The following is an 18,287-nucleotide window of genomic DNA, read 5'->3' on the forward strand; positions in this document are numbered from 1 at the left end:
GCATAACAGTAAATCTATATTTGTGTGTAATTGTTAATCAAAAATTTTATTTTATGCGTACGCTGCTTGTCATACTCATGGCATTTGTTGGAATTACTTCCTCGCTTATAGGTATGCTCCTCCTTGCCTATCCTGTATTAACAGCATACAGCTATTCACTCGATTTTTTGCAACCGACTTTCTCGAATAATTTCCTGTTACCCGGGACCATGTTTATCATAACGGGTATCATATCCCTGTCGGCACTTATTTGCCTGGTACAGCATGGTAAAATGCAATACAGCCTGTCACTGGCAGGTGGCATTTCTATGATGGTATGGGTCACTATACATTCAATAATGATACAATCCATCCCCTGGCTGTATAGCACTTACCTGATCTGCGGATTTATTATCCTCTTATTGTCATGGCAACTAAAAGGCAAATGGGCTGCATAAGCAGTGGGTTATGTTACCGATACAAAATATTTCTGGGAAAGCAACCTGTTTGATGTAACCTCCAGGGAACTGATTTATTCCGTGCAAACGGAATCATTTGACTACAATTCTTCCGACATGCTGGCGCATGAATATGGCAGACATATCGTAAAAGACATGGTAAAAAACCAGGTACTGGTCAAAAAGGAAATGGTGGCAAAAGACCGGACACTAATTTAGTAAACTATTAATTCATATTACAATGTTCACCAATCGCAAACAGGCTGCCCTGCTATTGGCAAAGGCGCTTGAAGCATACAGGAATAAAAACGTGATTGTATTAGGTATTCCCAGAGGAGGCGTTGAAACAGCTTACTATGTTGCCCGGCAACTGGATGCAGAATTCTCCTTTATTATCGTACGGAAATTAAGTTACCCCGGAAACCCGGAATATGCGTTTGGCGCTATGGCCGAAGACGGGACCGTTTACCACAATCCTAAAATAGATCTTTCACAAGAAATGATTGACGCCATCGAAGATCAGCAACTGGCCGAAATAGAACGCAGAAAACGCATCTTACGGGAAGTGCAGGTAATTCCTGAGCTCAACAACAGGAATATCGTTATAGTCGATGATGGCATTGCAACCGGCGCTACTATTTTTGCCGCTATAAGAATGTGCAAAAAAATAGGCGCAGCAAAAATTGTTGTGGCAACGCCGGTATGTACAGTTGATACAAAAAACGAGTTGTTACAGGAGGCCGATGATGTAGTTGTTCTTAAACTACCGGAAAAATTCTTTGCAGTTGCCCAATATTATGATTCGTTCAGGGACCTTAACGACCAGGAAACGTTGGGATTTCTGAAAAAATGGGAGAAAAGAACTGTTTAGATAAATCATTCACCCTACATTATTATTTAACTCACTTTTTTTATCCTCATACCGGTTAACCACATTAATTTCAAGGTGGTGGTATGGAGGCGCATAGTAGATCACATCGCTTTGTAATGAGTTCCTGTTGAATTTATCAGGAAAACATTAGACCGGTATGACCTGCTGGTGCTCTGCTATGCCATTGCCATGGCAAACCCCGTGAATCGAAAACCCCAGACTACAAAGCTTACATCATGAGCTACAGATCTCGTTAATGTTTCTTTAATACCCAATACAGCCCTTTTACATTTGCTTTCCATTCAGGCAATAATACCACCAGAACAATCTCCTCTAACAGATCTGCTGCAGTAGCGGTAAACGCTATATAAAAGATAAGTTCAACAGGGCGAGGTAAAAAGAAAAGCAGTATCAGGAACGTTCCCTGCATCAGCGCCGCGCATTTGGCCAGCCAGGTATGAAAGCTGGTGATCTTTTGATAACGAAAAATGGCCAACGCGGTCTGGGTAAGAAATAGAGCTACGAGTATAATGACAAATACCGCCTGCTGTTTTAAAAATTCAGGTTTTAATACCACCACAGCAACAATGCCTGCCACAAATGTAAGATCGTCAGCTGCTGAATCCAGCTTCGCACCTATAATACTTGTTGCATGATATCGGCGCGCCAGCCATCCATCTATAAGATCGGAAAAAAAACTAATGGCCAACAGCCATTTAAACAGATCCACCTGGTACATAAAGACCATCCCAATAAGCACCGGCACCATCATCAGTCGATACAGTGTAATTCCATTAACAATATAATAACAGCTCTTATTCACCACATCTTAAAGCTATTATAATGCCCACCATTGACTAATGACGCACATCATTACAACTAGTGATGAGGCTCATTTTTCTGCGTTGTCACAAATAGTAAATTGTATGAAATCATAATATATGATCCGCCACGCCTCACTTCAAAAAGTAAGATCAAACAGCCTGAAAAGTCCGGCGCGTGTGATATCAATGCTCAGTGCCGGTAAGAATAAAGGTCAAACCCATGAATCCAAACATGGCAAAAAAACAAAAGAGGAATCGCCCCTGTTTAATCATGAGCGAATTTTCAAGCCTAAAGAGCATGATCCTTTATAAGTAGTTTTTATCAACTTATTGCTCCATGGGTGATGCACCGGTTTGAATAAACCAGGTAAAACATTACGATATGAATAATTTTGAATCTTTTATACAAGGCACCACACCGGTAGTAGTTGAATTTTACGCCGATTGGAACGAAGCCTGTAAACGCATGGAGCCTGTGCTACAGGAAGTAAAAGAAATTGCCGGCGAGCGGGCTACAACGCTTAGGTTAGACTTTGACAAAGACCAGCAAATCGCCAATCAATACGGACTTTATATGGTGCCAAGTGTAGCAATCTTCAAGGAGGGATATATGATATGGCATAAAAACGGTATCTCTGCAGCACATGAAATTCTGGAACATTTAATGCTTGAAATAAAATAACACACCTTTTACACACTTATATTCCCTGTCTCAGCCAATGCCGTAAAAGGCAGTTTCGTTATTTTCTTCAAAGCGACCTGTTTTCTTTTCCAGTGCAATGCGAAATACAATACCTTTAATTGAGTTTATATCACTTACGGGGAAGGGCCATAGCGGCGAAAGATGCGTAGTTTCACTGCTGATAAGTGGTAGCACCCTGCTAAGCAATAGCTGCAATCCGATTGTGCGTTGCGCTGGATCTGTCACTTCTTCAAATTTCCCCCAGGCAATTACGCTTTTCCAGTTTGCCATATCTTTCATTTCTTCTACTTCAAAACAAACGGCTGTATTTTTTCTCATAATATTGATCTTCATCCCTTCCTTTGTATGCCCATATACACAGGCGCCGTCATACGCATAACTTATGGGCACTATATAAGAAACTCCATTATCGCAGCAACCGATGCGGCCAAGTACCTGGTGCATCAGCACCTCCTCTATTTGGTTGTTATCTAATGAGCCAAACATAACTTCTGTTTTAGTCAGGCAGACAATTTGCTATTCTTTTGCTGAATATATTGCACCAGATCTTTCATTGTAGCAATTTTTCCGTAATCTTCTTCCGGTGTATCAATACCAAAATGTTCATCCAGCGCCACTACAAACTGCAGGGCGTCAAATGAATCTATTTCCAGCGTATGCCTTATATCATCATCAGCTGCAAGCTTTTCCGGCTCCGTATCGGGTGCTATCTTTTTTAACAGCTCAATAAGCACCTGCTTTATTTCGGTATCTGTCATAATAATTCAGGTTTTTGAAGTTGGTTATTAATGTGCATAAGCAACCTGCTGCCTGTTGTGCCATCCGTTGCCCGGTGATCTGCGGCGACGGTGGCTGTAATTACCGGGCGAACGTCCAGCATGCCCTGTTCGGCCCAGGGCTGTTCAATAATGCTTCCAAACCCAACCAATGCTACCTGTGGCGGATAGATCACTCCGTAAACAAGTTCTGCATTGGCTTCACCCAAACTCGTAATAGTAATGGTGGAGGAACTTAACTCCGAGCTTCTCAGTTTCATGGCCCTTGCCCTTGGTATAATATCGTTTAATGCGGCCATCAACTCATCCAGTGACTTTTTATCTGCATTCCGGATAGCCGGGATCATTACTCCACCGGAGCGCAATGAAATAGCAAATCCGATATTTATTTCGTTCATCTGCTGAAACCCGTTTTCCCAGAATCCATTTAATTGCGGTACGGCTACCAGGGCCGCTGCAACCGATTTTACCAGGAGTACTACCGGGAGTAAGCGTTGTTTAACGTTTCTTAGTTTATTGGCTTCACTTAACCAGGTAAGCGCTCTGCGCATATCGATCTTCTGTTGCAAATAGTAGTGCGGAATTTCCCTGTTCGATTTACTCATGGCTGCAGCCACTGCCATTCTGATGCTTTCTGAAGCCGGCGGTTTAATTTCTGTAACAACCCGTTTTTGACCGGCAGCTTTTTCCACATCTTCCTTCGTAATGGCACCCCCTTCTCCTGTTCCTATTATTGTTTGCAGATCTATGCCTTTTTCAGCGGCCATGCGTTTTGCGAGCGGCGAGGCTTTTACCTGTGGTAAAACGGGCGTTTTGGGAGATGCACCGTTTGCGATCAGGGCCATCACCTTTCCTACGGGTACCTTTTCATCCTGACCAATCAACAGCTGATCAATAATACCTTCGTCAAATACTTCGATATCAATAAGTCCCTTTTGCGTTTCAACAACAGCAATAATGTCGCCCCGTTTTACCTTATCACCGGGCTTTACCAGCCATTCACGAAGCGTTCCTGCCTCCATGTCGGCGCCGAGGCTGGGCATATTAAATTCAATCATGCTGCAGCATCTTTTTCACTTTTTCAATAATGGTTTCTTTTTGGGGAAGGCAAGCATCCTCCAGGTGTTTGGCATAGGGCATGGGCACTTCCAGTCCGCCCAATCGCTGTACAGGGCCGTCAAGGTCATAAAAAACGTTTTCCATAATGGCAGCACTGATCTCAGCCGACACATTTATTGAAGACCAGGCTTCCTCTACCAGCAACGCCCGATGCGTTTTTTTAACCGATGCAAAAACAGTTTCCTTGTCGAGCGGCCGTAAAATGCGTAAATCGATCACCTCTGCCTCTATGCCCAGGTCTTTTAATTCATTGGCAGCGTCCAGCGCTTTATATACACCTGCGCCATAAGTAACAATGGTAATATCCTTTCCTGCTTTTCTTACAATGGCCTTATCTATGTTGAAATCTTCCTTGTTATCCGGCATCTCTTTTTCCATGTTCAACATGGCGGTATATTCAAAAATGATCACGGGGTCAAGGCTTTGCAGGGCCGCCGGCAGCATCTTGCGCGCATCTTCATGGGTACCCGCCGATAATATAATCAATCCGGGAATGTGGGCAAATAAAGGTTCCCAACTGTGGGAATGCTGCGCGGCCAGTTGCCTACCCGTTCCACAGCTCATTCGAATTATAACGGGTACATTCAACTGTCCGCCCGACATATGCAACAAGGTGGCTGCATTATTCACTATCTGGTCCATGGCCAGCAGGCTGAAATTTACAGTCATTATTTCTACAACGGGCCGCATGCCGCCCAGCGCCGCGCCAATGCCGGCGCCTGTAAACCCTGCCTCCGATAACGGAACATCCATGATCCTATCAGGCCCGAATTCCTGCAGCAATCCTTTGCTAACGGCAAAAGCGCCGCCATAACGGCCTACATCCTCCCCCATCAAAAAAACCTTTTCGTTTTTTTGCAAGGTTTCGCGAATGCCCTGCTTCAGTGCTTCGCGATACGTAACAGTTATCGTATTCCCCTCATTCATTTTTCTTTTACATCAGCCTTTATTACTGTAAACAAATTTTGTAAGTTCTTCCACAGGCTCCAGGGCGCTGCCTTCTGCAAATGCAACTGCCGCCTGCATCTCCTGTTCAATGTCATTTTTTATTTTTTGAAGCTCTTCTTCACTCACCAGGCGCTGTTCCAAAAGCTGTGTTTGCAAGGCGGGAATGGGGTCTTTTTGCTTCCATGCTTCCACTTCACTTTTATCTCTGTACAGGTCAGCATCAAACATAGAGTGCGCGCGAAACCGGTAGGTGTTACATACAAGAAAATAAGGCCTCCCTGTTTTTTGTATCTTTACCACGGCCAACCGGGCTGCTGCTTCTACGGCCAGCACATCCATCCCATTCACGGCAACGGCTTCAATTCCATAGGCGGCTCCTTTTTTCTCCAGTTCCTGTATGGCATGGGAATACCTGATGGCTGTTCCCATGGCATATAAATTATTCTCACAAACCATCAGCAGAGGAACACCCCATAATGCTGCCAGGTTCATTGATTCATGAAAAGCGCCTTCGGCCACAGCTCCGTCGCCAAAGAAACAACAGGTAATGTTTTTTTTATTTTGTTTTTTGGCGGCCAGGGCCATTCCAACGGCAATAGGTAAATGGCCCGCAACAATGGCATTGCCGCCATAAAACTTTTTATTGATATCAAATAAATGCATCGAACCGCCCCTGCCCCTGCAACAGCCCTGCACTTTTCCATACATCTCGGCCATTAATAAGGAGGCATCTATACCACGCGCCAGGGCATGGCCATGCTCTCGGTACGTACTTAAGATGGTATCCTCAGCCGACAGGCATTGGATCACCCCGGTTGCAACCGCTTCCTCCCCAATATACAAATGAAGAAATCCGCGGATCCTGGTCTTTGTATACATTTCAGCGGCCTTTTCTTCAAACCGCCTGATCCGCATCATCTGGGATAAAAGCTGTATACCATGTTCTCTGTCAACGGCAGGCAGATCCTGTATGGAGATTTCGTTCGGCATATTCATTTTATTCAAGTGTTGAAGTGTCCCCTTCTGGCAATCCCAACTCGCGCGATCTTAACAACCGCCTCAAGATTTTTCCGCTTTTAGTTTTGGGCAATTCATTCACAAAAGCAATTTCTTTAGGGGCAACGGCCGGTCCCAGTTTCTGCCGGGCAAAGCCCAGAATATCCAATTGCACTTTCTCATTTCCGGTAAACCCGGGTTTCAGGATAATGAATGCTTTCACCATTTCTCCTATTACCGGATCCGGTTTTCCAATCACAGCGGCTTCAGCCACCGCCTCGTGCTGCATCAATGTACTTTCTACTTCAAAAGGCCCTACCATATGACCGGAGGTCTTAATAATATCATCAGCCCGTCCCACAAACCAGTAATATCCATCGGCATCTTTTTTTGCCAGATCGCCCGTGAGATACCATTCATCCCGAAAACATTTATTATATCTTTCTTCCTCGTTCAAATAAGTGCGGAACATGGAAGGCCATCCTTTTTTCAATACCAGATGTCCCTGTTTACCAGGTTCTGTTACCAGTTGAAACGACGAACCGGTAACATCGGCAATAGCGGCTTCAATGCCGGGCAATGGCTTTCCCATTGATCCTGGCTTTATTTTCATGGACGGGAAATTAGCGATCATAATTCCCCCGGTTTCGGTTTGCCACCAGTTGTCCAGAATGGGTATGCCAAATGTTTTAACGCCCCACAATACAGCTTCCGCATGCAGGGGCTCACCTACACTGCCAATTAACCTGAGCTGGCTCAGATCATAAACAGAAGCGGGTTTTATATTCATACGCATTAACCTGCGGATAGCGGTTGGGGCTGTATACCATATATTCACTCTTTGATCCTGAAGTATTGTATACCACCTGGCAGCATCGAATTCTTCTTCGTCAACAATGGTGGTAACCCCATTCACCAGCGGTGCAATGATACCATACGATGTACCGGTAACCCAACCAGGGTCGGCCGTACACCAGAAAACATCCCCTTTCCTGAGATCCAGTACATATTTTCCACTCACATAATGCATCAGCACTGCATTATGAACATGCAAAGCGCCTTTAGGCAGGCCGGTGGTGCCACTGGTAAAGTGCAGTAATGCAGCATCTTCAGGATCAGTGGCCGGTATAGTGAATTCATCAGACGCCTCTTTCATCAATACAGGAAGCGATAACACTTTTCCATCAACATGACTGTCTATATCAGTTAACAAAACAAATTTGAGTACCGGTAATCTGTTCAGTAGCCCCTTCACCTTTTTCTCAAACAATGACCGGGTTGTTACCAGCACTTTTGCGTCACCGAGGTGTAATCGTTGAAAAACAGGTTCCGGCCCGAATACAGAAAACAAAGGACAGAAAACGGCTGTCATCTTCAGAGACCCTAGTGCCGAAAGATATAGATCCGGAACACGGCCCAGCAGGGAAAAGATCCGTTCGCCTTTCATTATCCCCAACCTTAACAGCACATTGGCAAAACGTGAACTCAATTTTTGCAAACCAGCATAAGTATAATTTTCAACACTCATGTCTTTCCTTATCCACCGCAAGGCAATAGTTTGTGCTTTTTCACCGGAAGCATGGCGTTCAACTGCTTCATAGGCGATATTCAAACCCTTATTTCCCGGCAGTCCTGTTAGTTGGTTACATTCCTCTGCCCAACTGAACTTCCGGGAAAATGATTCATATTGCTGCAGGTTATATGCACTGGCGCGTTGCATGATTTCCAAACTTTCCATAATGGCAATATTATATTCCGAATGTATCTGAATTACCGGTATCTGGCAATGAGGGCCGTCATGCCGTTTACTGATCATTTACAATTTATCACTGTTACCCCATTGTAATTTTATCTTTCTGAACTGTTCCATCCGTTTCCAGGAATGTGTATTTAGAATATTTGCCTTTTCACACCAGCCACGGCGTGCCACCGAAACACCCAGTTGCATGAAGTCGAATTGCGTGAGGGCATGTGCATCTGTACCTATCGCAATCATTACGCCGGCTGCTACTGCCTCTTTAACCAGGTAATCGGGCAGATCGAGCCGGTCTGGTTGCGCATTGATCTCAATGGCAGTTCCGGTTTTGTTCAGTATTTCAAATAATTTATTCCAGTCAACGTCATACCCATCCCTTCTATTGATCAACCGGCCCCACGGATGGCCAATGCAATTCACATATTTGTTTGCACAGGCCTTCAACAGCCTTTCCGTATTATCTTTCTTAAACCCGCTGTGTATAGAGGCAACCACCCAATCCAAGTGCTGCAACAGTTCATTGGGGAGGTCAAGACTGCCATTGGCCAGGATGTCTACCTCCGCCCCTTTCTTTACCAGGTTTTTTCCCAGTTTTTTATTGATCCGCTCTATTTCCCTAAATAGATCTGTAAAATCGGCTGGTTGCAATCCATGCGCAACGCGCTCACTGGGTGAATGGTCCGTGATCACTATATATTCATAAGCCGGGAATTCTTTACAGATATAACGGGCTATCGTTTCTATTTCATCGGCCCCATCGCTCCAGGTACTGTGCAGGTGCAGATCACCTTTCATATCTTTCAGTTGAAGCAGCCCGGGAATATGTTTTTTCCGGGCGGTCTCAATTTCTCTTCCTGCTTCACGAAGCTCCGGCGGAATAAATTGCAGATCAAACAAACGGTATATCTCTTCCTCGGTAGTACCGGGCAGCTTTCTGTCAGTTACTGCATCAAAAACACCATATTCGTTCAATTTATATCCCTGTGCCCTGGCCAGGGCCCGAAGCGCAATATTATGTTCTTTTGATCCGGTGAAATAAAGCAAGGCGGCACCATATTCGTGTGCCTGCACCAGCCGGAGATCTACCTGTGTACCGGAGCCTTTTAAAACAATGGCCGCTCTTGTATCGCCTTTTGCCAAAACCCTGTCTGTCTGAGGAAGTGAAGCGAACCGGGTCACAATTTTTTTCCAGTCTTTTTTGTCGGCAGTAGCAACAATATCTATATCGCCAATGGTCTCCTTTTTTCTACGCAGGCTGCCGGCAAGCGCTGCTTTTTTTATTCCAGGCAACTGCAATACCTGCTGTAAAATATCTTCACCTGTACGCTGCGCATCCCATAACAGCATGCGCGAATGGGCCTGTTTAAAAAGTTTCAATCCGCGTTTTATATTTTCAACCTTTTTTGAGGCGAAGCCTTTCAGGTTTTCCAGCTTACCCGCCTCAATAGCAGCGATCAATTCTTCTTTATTGTTGATATGCAGCCGCCTGTGTAATGTTTTAACGGTAGCAGGCCCCAATCCATTTATATCCATAAGTTCGAGCAATCCCAGCGGCACCTTTTTCTTGAGCTGGTCAAACGTGTTGATCTTACCGGTATGTAGATACTCTATTATTTTTTCACCAATGCTTTCTCCAATGCCTTTTAATTCGTGCAGGCCATCGTTTTTACCTGCATATTCCGAAATATCATTTTTCAAATTATTGATGGTCCTGTTGGCGCTATCGTAAGCCATAACCCTGAAACGATGTTTGGCCCCCAGATAACGATAGCAGGAGGCCATTTGATGAAAAATAGCTGCCAGCTCGGGGTTATGCTTTTCCGTCTTTTTAGAAACAGTTATCAGCTCCATAACAAACAATTTATTTAAATGAACAATGGGTTTATATAGGGCAGGCCGTATTGGTAACACCACATTTTATAACCTGTTTAGCTTTTACATTGTAACGAAAAATGGTGATACCCTTCAGTTGTTCTTTCCAGGCCATTTTATAAATAGCATCAATATCATGAATGGTCGCCTCTTCCGGTAGGTTGATGGTTTTGGAAACAGCATTCTCCCTGTCACCTGTTTTCAGCAGATAACGTTGTTGCATAACTTTTAATGCATTACAGGAAAAAGATGGCGACTCCTGTATTGTTTTTTTACTACCATGCATATACTGAATCTTCCAGTTCCATGTGATTTTCCACTTCGGTTACCCCCGGCGCCGACCAAACGGCATTGATCGCATCTTCCTGTTCCGCGAACGAACGCACCTTTCCGGAAAGCGTTATTTTACCGCCATCCACTTCTACCATAACTTTTTCGGCATCAATGGTAGCAATGCGCTCAAAAGCAGTTTTGATTTTTTGTTTTATATCATTTGTGGTCATGCGGGGCTTTAAGGTTATAAAATTGTGAACCGCTATTACACCTGCCAGGTTGTTAATTGACTTGCTGGCGGCAATACGCTGATAGTCCCAATCCAGTTCACCTTCCAGTGATACAATGCCGTCTTCTACCTTAACCATTATTTTTTCAGCCGGCACCATTGTATTCCATCTCAAGGCCTGTAAAACTGCCTCAGCCAGTTCTGGGTCCGACTTTTTTAACAACGGTGAATGGCCAACCTGTATTTCCTCGGCTACGGCTCTTACGCCAGCCACTTTTTTTACGGCATGTTCTGCCGCCATTTTCTGTGAATAGAACTTTACTATGCCCGACAGGGTAACCACCCCGTTTTTAACCGAAACCTCTATTTTTTCAGATTGTAAGATAGGCTCATAGTTCAGTTGATCTATTACATCTTTTTGGATCTCTATATCACTTTTCATAACATCAATTTAAGTTGTAAATAACAATGATTATAATCATACAAGGGCAGTGGTCGCATTATGTATTTTAACACCCGCTTTTTTTAATTCCCTGATCATTTTTACATGCTCCGGTTGTTTAAAATAAACATATATACTGTCTGCTACTTTACTGCCGATGCCAGGCAATGATTCCAGTTCTTTCCTGCTCATTTTAATAAGTTCGGTTAAACTGGTTACCGAGTTAGCGAGGATATGGGCAGTTCGTCCGCCTACTAAGTCGATACCAAGACTGTTGATCAAACGCCATAAGGGACGGGTTTTAGACGCCTCTATCGCATTTAACAGCTTACTGGCCGATTGCTTTCCGAAACCAGTTATTGAACCAAGTTGCCGATGGTGCAAATGATAAATATCCGGGACCCGTTGAATAAGGCCGGAAGTAAACAGGCGGTCTACCGTCTTTACTCCCATTCCGGATATATCCATTCCCTGCTTTGACGCAAAATGTTGAATTCGCTGCTTTAGCTGCGCCTGGCAATTTATATTAATACAACGCCATTCACTTTCTCCTTTCGTGCGGTTGATCCTGGCGCCACAGGATGGGCATTTTAGGGGAAATCTGATTATCCGTGCTCTGCGGGGCCGGTTTTCTTTTACAGGCTTTACCACATAGGGGATCACATCACCAGCCCGTTCCACTATAACTGTATCAAACAATCGAATATCCTTATCCCGGATAAAATCTTCGTTGTGTAATGAAACAGAAGTGATCGTAACGCCACCTATACTAACCGGCTCCAGCACGGCCACCGGGGTAATGGCCCCCGATCTTCCCACCTGGAAATGAACAGCTGTAAGAATGGTAGTGGCCTGCTTGGCAGCAAATTTATATGCCATTGCCCATTTAGGATGGTGAGCGGTAAAACCAAGCATGTTGTACCTGGCAAAATCATTCACTTTAATGACCAACCCATCAATTTCATATAAAAACGCCTCTCTTGCAGCATTCCAACGTTCACAAATGGTGATAACTTCTTTGGCAGAACCAGCCTTTTGTATCTCTGGTGTATTAAAACCAAGTATGCGTAATAACCGGATGGCATTTTCCTGGTTGCCAATCTTATTTATCAATACATCTTTCTTTCCTTTGTCAACAGCATAACTGATCTGGTAAAGCCAGGCGGTTAAATCCCGCTGCGACACATTTTCAGGGTCCTGCAGCCGCAAAGACCCCGCCGCGGCATTTCTTGCATTGGCAAATAAGGAAAGACCTGTCGCTTTCCTTACCTTGTTAAGCTTCCTAAAGCTTTCCTTTTTAATAATCACTTCGCCCCTGATTTCTACCTTGTCAATACCATAAGACGAAAAACGGGCTGTCAGCGGAATAGACCTCAAAGTGCGGAGATTGCCGGTAATATCCTCTCCATTTACACCATCGCCCCTGGTTGCGCCCTTTACCAGGCAATCATTTTCATATATTAAGGAAATGCCTGCGCCATCCAACTTCAGTTCAACGGTATAGGTTATAATTTTTTTTCCAGACTGTTTTCTGACCCGTGCATCAAAATCGATGATAGCCTGCGCATCATAGGAGCTGTCAAGGGAAAGCATGGGGGTCATATGGGCTACCGTTTTAAAATTGCCGGTCACCTTTGCGCCAATCCGTTGTGTAGGCGACGTAGGGGAAACAAGGGCGGGCCACCTGGTTTCAATTCTTTTCAAAAAGCCGAACAGCGTGTCATATTCAACGTCCGAAATTACCGGGTCATTCAGTACATAATACCGGTGATCGTGCCAGGCAATTATGGTGCTCAATTGAGCGGCATATTTTTGGCCATCTGTTTTGTGTATAACGTCGCTTTTGGCGGCTTTTAAAAGCTGCCTGGTATGTTTAAGCAGATCTTTCACGATTCGTAAAGATTGAATTGAGAGATAGTAAGTTATTTTTATAACGGGTTAAAATCAATGATCCGGGATATGGCACATGCTGATAAATATCATAGCTGAAGATCCGCCGGCTGGGTAGTTTTGAAAATGTAAAACACAGGCTTATGGCAAAACAAATTGAATACGAGTTAGACGCCCGTAAAAAATTAAAAACCGGCGTAGACAGGCTTGCAAAAGCGGTGATCATTACATTAGGGCCGCGTGGTAAAAATGTAGTTTTTGAAAAAATGGACGGAACGCCCCAGATGTCGTGCGATGGCGTTACGGTTGCCAAACAAATTGAACTGGAAGATCCTATAGAGGATATGGGGGTAAAAATGATCCGGGATGCCGCTATACGGATTGCAGAAGCGGCTGGAGATGGCACTACCACTTCTACCCTGCTGGCTCAAACCATGATAGATATGGGGTTGAAAAAAGTGGAAGCAGGGATCAACGCCATGGAAATAAAAAAGGGCATCGATAAAGGCGTAAAAGCCATAACCGGCAAATTGAAGCAGATGGCGATTACGGTTGGTACCGACAGTTCCCGCATTGAACAGGTTGCCGGTATCAGCGCAGGGAATAACCCCGACATCGGAAAGCTTATTGCAGACGCCATGCGTAAAGCGGGAAAGGAAGGCGTAATAACAATAGAAGAAGCAAAAGGCTTTGAAACGTATGTAGAGGTGGTAGAAGGCATGCAGTTCGACCGAGGATACCTGTCGCCCTATTTTATTACCAACTCCGAAAAAATGAATGTGGTCTTTGAAAACGCCTATATCCTTATCTATAACAAAAAGGTGTCGGGCATGAAAGAAATGATCCCTTTGCTGGATAAGATCGGACAAACCAATGAACCACTGATCATCATAGCCGAGGAGGTTGAAGGAGAAGCGCTCGCAGTACTGGTTGTAAATAAACTGCGGGGTGTGCTGAAAGTAGCTGCAGTAAAAGCTCCTGGCTTTGGCGACCGGCGTAAAGAAATGCTTGAAGATATTGCCGTGTTAACCGGAGGAACTGTTATTGCCGAAGAAAAAGGGTTAAAACTGGAAAATGCGGAATTAACACATCTGGGAAGATGCGCGAAAGTGATCATAACAAAAGACAAGACCATTATTATTGGCGGCGTCGGCGATAAAACAAGTATCAGCAATGCCGTAGCTCAGATAAAAGAACAGTTGAAAACAACTACCTCGGAGTACGATAAGGAAAAGCTGCATGAACGCCTGGCAAAACTGGCGGGGGGTGTTGCCGTTGTGTATGTGGGCGGTTCGTCAGAAATTGAACTGAACATAAAAAAGGACATTGTCGATGATGCGCTTAATGCCACCCGCGCAGCTGTGGAAGAAGGGATTGTACCGGGTGGTGGCGTAGCCTTTCTTCGTTGCCTGCCTGAGCTAGACAAAATTGAATGCGCCAATGATGATGAAAGAACTGGCCTGGAGATTTTAAGGAAGGCGCTGGAAGAACCACTTAAAAGAATATTGATAAACGCGGGCATCGAACCTGCCGAGATCGTTCAGAAAGTAAAAGCAGGCGAAAATGATTTTGGATATAACGCGAAAACTGAACAATTTGAACAATTGCTGGAAACCGGCATTATAGACCCGGTAAAAGTTTCCCGGTTGGCATTGGAGTTTGCCGCTTCCGTAGCCGGTATGTTCATCACTACCGAATGTGTTATTGTAAAGAAGCCCGAAAAAAAGGAAACGGCCATAATTGCTGCCGATACCGAAATAATGTAGATGGCTGTTTCAATATATGGTATTTAAATATTACCGTTAACAAGTACAGCCGCGCCCTGAAAAGCACCATTCCGCAGGTCGTTCAATGCGGTATTAGCTTCCATTAATGGATACATTTTTGTTTGGGTATGAATGGCTGTTCTGGAAACCATCTCAAAGAATGCCTTGCCATCATTACGGGTAAGATTGGCAACGGATTGAAGCTTTCTTTCGTTCCATAACCATTTATAAGGGAAGGAAGGAATATCGCTCATATGAATGCCTCCGCAAATAACTATACCGCCTTTATCTGTATCCTGTAAAGCTATAGGCACCAGAGAGCCTACAGGCGCAAAAATGATAGCGGCATCAAGCGGTTCGGGACATGGATGTAATGAATCGCCTACCCAATGAGCACCTAATTGTAAGGCCAGTTGTTGGGCATCGCGGTCATCCGGTCTGGTAAACGCGAATATTTTTTTCCCTTCGAACAAGGCTATCTGAATAAGTATATGTGCGGCAGCGCCAAATCCATAAATGCCTATCTTCTGCGCATCATCTCCAATCATCCGGTAAGACCTGAACCCTATTAAACCGGCACATAGCAGTGGCGCATATTGCGCATTAGCGTAATTGGCCGGAAGTAAAAAGCAGTACCGGCTATCAGCTACTGCAAATTCGGCAAAACCGCCATCCAGCGTATAGCCAGTAAACCGGGCGTTGGCACACAGGTTCTCCTGCCCTTTTAAACAATAGCGACATTTACCACAGGTATACCCTAACCAGGGAATGCCCACTATATCACCCGCTTTAAATGACATTATCTCTTTGCCGGTTTGTACTACCTCGCCTATAATTTCATGACCGGGAACAAGTGGCAATTTGGGCGAATCGAGCTCCCCGTCTACAATATGCAGGTCTGTACGACAAACGCCGCAGGCTATTACTTTTACCAACAACTGGTCAGCAGCGGGAGCAGGCACAGGCAGGGTTTTATACACCAACGGTTGCCCGGCCGATTCAAGCACCATGGCGTGCATGGTTGCAGCAAGATTGGTAGCCATATTGTTTAAGTATCAGCCAAAGTTACTTTTTACATAGTTTCCTGTCTATCAGATCCTTTGATCTTTATATTGTTTCGCGAATCAGGTTTTCAAAAATATTGGTTTAATATGAAGCCGGATATCTATTCAGCTTCTCCATTTATTCTGCAGACCTGATCGGGGAAACAGAGAGTGAAAACAGTACCCTCATTTTGCCTGCTTATAAATGAAATGTCGCCTTCCAGCAGTTCAACGTACCTTTTTACAATATTCAATCCCAGGCCGGTACCCTGGATGTTGGTGGCATTCTTTGCCCGGTAAAATTTACCAAACAGGTTTTTCTGTTCTTCTTCCGGTATGCCTATTCCTTCATCCTTTACCTTTATTAATACCTGGTTGTTCTCCACTTCAATGCTCAGGGAGATCAATTTGTTTTCTTCGGAATATTTAATGGCATTGGACAGCAGGTTCAGCAACACATTCCTCAGGATCTTTTTATCCTGGTTTATTTTTTTCCTGCCCTCAAAAAAAAGCAATATTACCTGTCCCTTTTTCAAAACGCCATTCAACTCCTCAATGATCTCGCCTGCCAGCTCATGCAGGTCGAATGGTTCTTTGACCACCTGTACTTTTCCCTGTTCGAGCTTGTCGAGCGAAAGAAAATCGCTTAAAATATCGGTAAGGTTCTTAACAGAAGACTTTATTCTTTCGGTATGTTTTTTTCGGCTCTCCTGCTGTTCTGCTTTGCTATACTGTTCAATAAGGGAGGTGCTGGAAAGTATGGTGGTAAGCGGGGTGCGAAACTCATGCGAAGCAATTGACATAAAACGCGATTTCAACTCACTCAACTCTTTTTCCCTGGCCAGGGCTTCGGTCAGTTCCTGTGTTCTCTCCATCACTTTCCTTTCGAGTGATGCGTTGATCTTTTTCAGGGCAGCCCGACTTTCCCGTATCGCCTCTTCTGCCTGCTTTTGCTGGGTTATATCAATACTTAGTGTTACTAACTGTCCGGGCTTTAGTGAATAAAAGCTGCGATCGAACCAGCGGCCAATGGATTCAAAATATTGCTGGTACCTGACATTCTCCCCTTTCTCCACCCGGGGTATGATGTCGACCACCTTTTTGTCGAGCGGCCCAAAAAATTCACTTCTCAGGTGTCCAATGATCTCATGACGCTTTTTGGCCATTATTTTTTCTGTGGCCGGATTAACCTCTAAAAACAACAGATCAACAATATTACCGCCGGCATCTTTAACGATCTCCTGCAACATAAAGGATTCATGAATACCTTCAAACATCAGACGGTATTCCCTTTCATTCTGGCGGATATGATCTTCGGCCTTTACTCTTTCAGAGATATCAGTAATAAAGGCGACAGCCAGTTGCTCTCCATACAATTCATAATGGCCTAAACTGATCTCAACAGGAAAATAAGCCCCGTCCTTTTTTCGGGCAAAAAGGTTCAGGCCATAACCCATCGGCCTAGCTTTTGGATTTTTAAAATACTTATCCCTGTGATGTACATGTTTATGTCTTATTGGTTCGGGTATCAACACTTCTACCGGCTGACCAATCAATTCAGTTTTGGTATAACCGAATAGTTTTTCAGCACATGGATTGGCCATTTGAATATAACCTTCGCTGTTAATTACCAGGATGCCAACAATTGCGTATTGGAATAATGCCTGGAACCCGGCTTCACTTTCAAGTGATATAATTTGACGATCAGTCATGGCAACCAAGTTAATCTTAAAGAGTGATTGATTAATTACAAGTCTGTCTAATAACAGCGATCTATTTACTTCAGGCTCTCGGTGCCTGCATCCGTTATATCGGGTTTATTAAGCAATTAAAGGTAAACCAGATTACTGAAAAAAGACCACTTTGTTAACGTAATGATGCAAAAGTGCGGAGTGAATGTATAAAACCGTGCATATCAATGTAATCATATTTTCTTTTTTTGGGCAGTTCCCTGAGCATTGTCATAACGCGGGATAACAGCCCTCATTGCCAGCCCAGCTTTCTTCAGCTAGTTTTAATATATGCCCATCGCAATAATCAATAAATCCCGGGTAATTATTTTCCTGTTCCTGTTGTTTTCAACAATGGCTGGCGCACAAGATCTTTTACCGCCCATACCCATACTTTGTTATCATAATATCAATGAAAATCCCACCAAAGAATACGACCTCCGTACCCGGCAACTGGCCGGGTCCCTTGTTATTAAAACAAATGGCTATTACCTTCAAATAACTGGCATATAATAGTAACCATTATGATGTTTGCCAATACTATATTTAAATCATCTCCACTTGATCACAGTCACCCCGTTGCATGATGGTCGTCTTTGATTGCCCTTTTTA

At 44.1% G+C, this 18,287-nt stretch carries 20 protein-coding genes; 7 read left to right on the forward strand and 13 right to left on the reverse strand.

Annotated features, from left to right (window positions below; translation table 11 throughout):
* The first annotated feature begins 53 nt into the window (after positions 1-53).
* Genes NIAKO_RS11250 through NIAKO_RS11260 form a run of 3 tightly spaced genes read left to right on the forward strand, consistent with a single transcriptional unit; the run spans position 54 to position 1,308 of the window.
* Positions 54-437, forward strand: coding sequence for a hypothetical protein (locus NIAKO_RS11250; protein ID WP_014218539.1), 384 nt, complete (start codon positions 54-56; stop codon positions 435-437).
* A gap of 3 nt (positions 438-440) precedes the next feature.
* Positions 441-656 carry a hypothetical protein gene (locus tag NIAKO_RS11255; RefSeq protein ID WP_041346638.1) on the forward strand — a complete coding sequence of 72 codons (216 nt, stop codon included), beginning with the start codon at positions 441-443 and terminating at the stop codon, positions 654-656.
* Positions 657-678: 22 nt separating this feature from the next.
* Positions 679-1,308 carry a phosphoribosyltransferase gene (locus NIAKO_RS11260; RefSeq protein WP_014218540.1) on the forward strand — a complete coding sequence of 210 codons (630 nt, stop codon included), beginning with the start codon at positions 679-681 and terminating at the stop codon, positions 1,306-1,308.
* 253 nt (positions 1,309-1,561) lie between these two features.
* On the opposite strand, the gene NIAKO_RS11265 is transcribed toward NIAKO_RS11260, so the two are convergent.
* Positions 1,562-2,134, reverse strand: a complete 573-nt coding sequence (locus tag NIAKO_RS11265) for a CDP-alcohol phosphatidyltransferase family protein (RefSeq protein ID WP_242675435.1) — start codon at positions 2,132-2,134, stop codon at positions 1,562-1,564.
* 115 nt (positions 2,135-2,249) lie between these two features.
* Between NIAKO_RS11265 and NIAKO_RS11270 the strand changes: the two genes are divergently transcribed.
* Both NIAKO_RS11270 and NIAKO_RS11275 read left to right on the forward strand, forming a co-directional pair.
* Positions 2,250-2,444, forward strand: a complete 195-nt coding sequence (locus NIAKO_RS11270; protein WP_014218542.1) for a hypothetical protein — start codon at positions 2,250-2,252, stop codon at positions 2,442-2,444.
* A gap of 46 nt (positions 2,445-2,490) precedes the next feature.
* Positions 2,491-2,814: a thioredoxin family protein gene (locus NIAKO_RS11275; RefSeq protein ID WP_262493717.1), complete on the forward strand. Its 324-nt coding sequence runs from the start codon at positions 2,491-2,493 to the stop codon at positions 2,812-2,814.
* A 30-nt stretch (positions 2,815-2,844) separates the two neighbouring features.
* Here the strand turns inward: NIAKO_RS11275 and NIAKO_RS11280 are convergent, their stop codons facing one another.
* The 10 genes from NIAKO_RS11280 to ligA form a co-directional block, all read right to left on the reverse strand.
* Positions 2,845-3,321: a pyridoxamine 5'-phosphate oxidase family protein gene (locus NIAKO_RS11280; protein ID WP_014218544.1), complete on the reverse strand. Its 477-nt coding sequence runs from the start codon at positions 3,319-3,321 to the stop codon at positions 2,845-2,847.
* Positions 3,322-3,335: 14 nt separating this feature from the next.
* The gene (locus NIAKO_RS11285) at positions 3,336-3,593 is read right to left on the reverse strand and encodes an acyl carrier protein (RefSeq protein WP_014218545.1); all 258 of its coding nucleotides are present in this window, start codon (positions 3,591-3,593) and stop codon (positions 3,336-3,338) included.
* Positions 3,590-4,669, reverse strand: coding sequence for a dihydrolipoamide acetyltransferase family protein (locus NIAKO_RS11290; protein ID WP_014218546.1), 1,080 nt, complete (start codon positions 4,667-4,669; stop codon positions 3,590-3,592). Before NIAKO_RS11290 ends, NIAKO_RS11285 begins: the two co-directional genes overlap by 4 nt.
* Positions 4,662-5,657: an alpha-ketoacid dehydrogenase subunit beta gene (locus tag NIAKO_RS11295; RefSeq protein WP_014218547.1), complete on the reverse strand. Its 996-nt coding sequence runs from the start codon at positions 5,655-5,657 to the stop codon at positions 4,662-4,664. The genes NIAKO_RS11290 and NIAKO_RS11295 overlap by 8 nt, the downstream gene beginning before the upstream one ends.
* A gap of 12 nt (positions 5,658-5,669) precedes the next feature.
* Complete coding sequence (gene pdhA / locus NIAKO_RS11300) at positions 5,670-6,668, reverse strand: pyruvate dehydrogenase (acetyl-transferring) E1 component subunit alpha (RefSeq protein WP_014218548.1); 999 nt, start codon at positions 6,666-6,668, stop codon at positions 5,670-5,672.
* Between the two features lie 7 nt (positions 6,669-6,675).
* Positions 6,676-8,412 (reverse strand): acetate--CoA ligase, encoded by a 1,737-nt coding sequence (gene acsA / locus NIAKO_RS11305; protein WP_049815693.1) that lies wholly within the window; start codon positions 8,410-8,412, stop codon positions 6,676-6,678.
* Positions 8,413-8,490: 78 nt separating this feature from the next.
* Entirely contained in the window at positions 8,491-10,281 is a 1,791-nt protein-coding gene (gene polX / locus NIAKO_RS11310; RefSeq protein ID WP_014218550.1) for a DNA polymerase/3'-5' exonuclease PolX, read from the reverse strand.
* Between the two features lie 31 nt (positions 10,282-10,312).
* Complete coding sequence (locus NIAKO_RS11315) at positions 10,313-10,525, reverse strand: hypothetical protein (RefSeq protein WP_041346639.1); 213 nt, start codon at positions 10,523-10,525, stop codon at positions 10,313-10,315.
* Between the two features lie 52 nt (positions 10,526-10,577).
* Positions 10,578-11,246, reverse strand: a complete 669-nt coding sequence (locus NIAKO_RS11320) for a BON domain-containing protein (RefSeq protein ID WP_014218551.1) — start codon at positions 11,244-11,246, stop codon at positions 10,578-10,580.
* 36 nt (positions 11,247-11,282) lie between these two features.
* Positions 11,283-13,136, reverse strand: coding sequence for an NAD-dependent DNA ligase LigA (ligA, locus tag NIAKO_RS11325; protein WP_014218552.1), 1,854 nt, complete (start codon positions 13,134-13,136; stop codon positions 11,283-11,285).
* 143 nt (positions 13,137-13,279) lie between these two features.
* On the opposite strand from ligA, the gene groL reads away from it, so the two are divergent.
* A complete protein-coding gene (groL, locus tag NIAKO_RS11330) occupies positions 13,280-14,902 on the forward strand; it encodes a chaperonin GroEL (protein ID WP_014218553.1) in 1,623 nt (540 codons plus the stop codon).
* Positions 14,903-14,925: 23 nt separating this feature from the next.
* Here groL and NIAKO_RS11335 read toward each other — a convergent pair whose 3' ends face one another.
* Together NIAKO_RS11335 and NIAKO_RS36630 are read right to left on the reverse strand one after the other, a co-directional pair.
* Complete coding sequence (locus tag NIAKO_RS11335) at positions 14,926-15,945, reverse strand: zinc-dependent alcohol dehydrogenase family protein (protein WP_014218554.1); 1,020 nt, start codon at positions 15,943-15,945, stop codon at positions 14,926-14,928.
* 122 nt (positions 15,946-16,067) lie between these two features.
* Entirely contained in the window at positions 16,068-17,657 is a 1,590-nt protein-coding gene (locus NIAKO_RS36630) for a sensor histidine kinase (protein WP_014218555.1), read from the reverse strand.
* A gap of 309 nt (positions 17,658-17,966) precedes the next feature.
* Between NIAKO_RS36630 and NIAKO_RS11345 the strand changes: the two genes are divergently transcribed.
* Positions 17,967-18,188, forward strand: a complete 222-nt coding sequence (locus NIAKO_RS11345; protein WP_041346641.1) for a hypothetical protein — start codon at positions 17,967-17,969, stop codon at positions 18,186-18,188.
* The last annotated feature ends 99 nt before the right edge of the window (positions 18,189-18,287 follow it).

The organism is Niastella koreensis GR20-10 (assembly GCF_000246855.1).
Lineage (GTDB): Bacteria > Bacteroidota > Bacteroidia > Chitinophagales > Chitinophagaceae > Niastella > Niastella koreensis.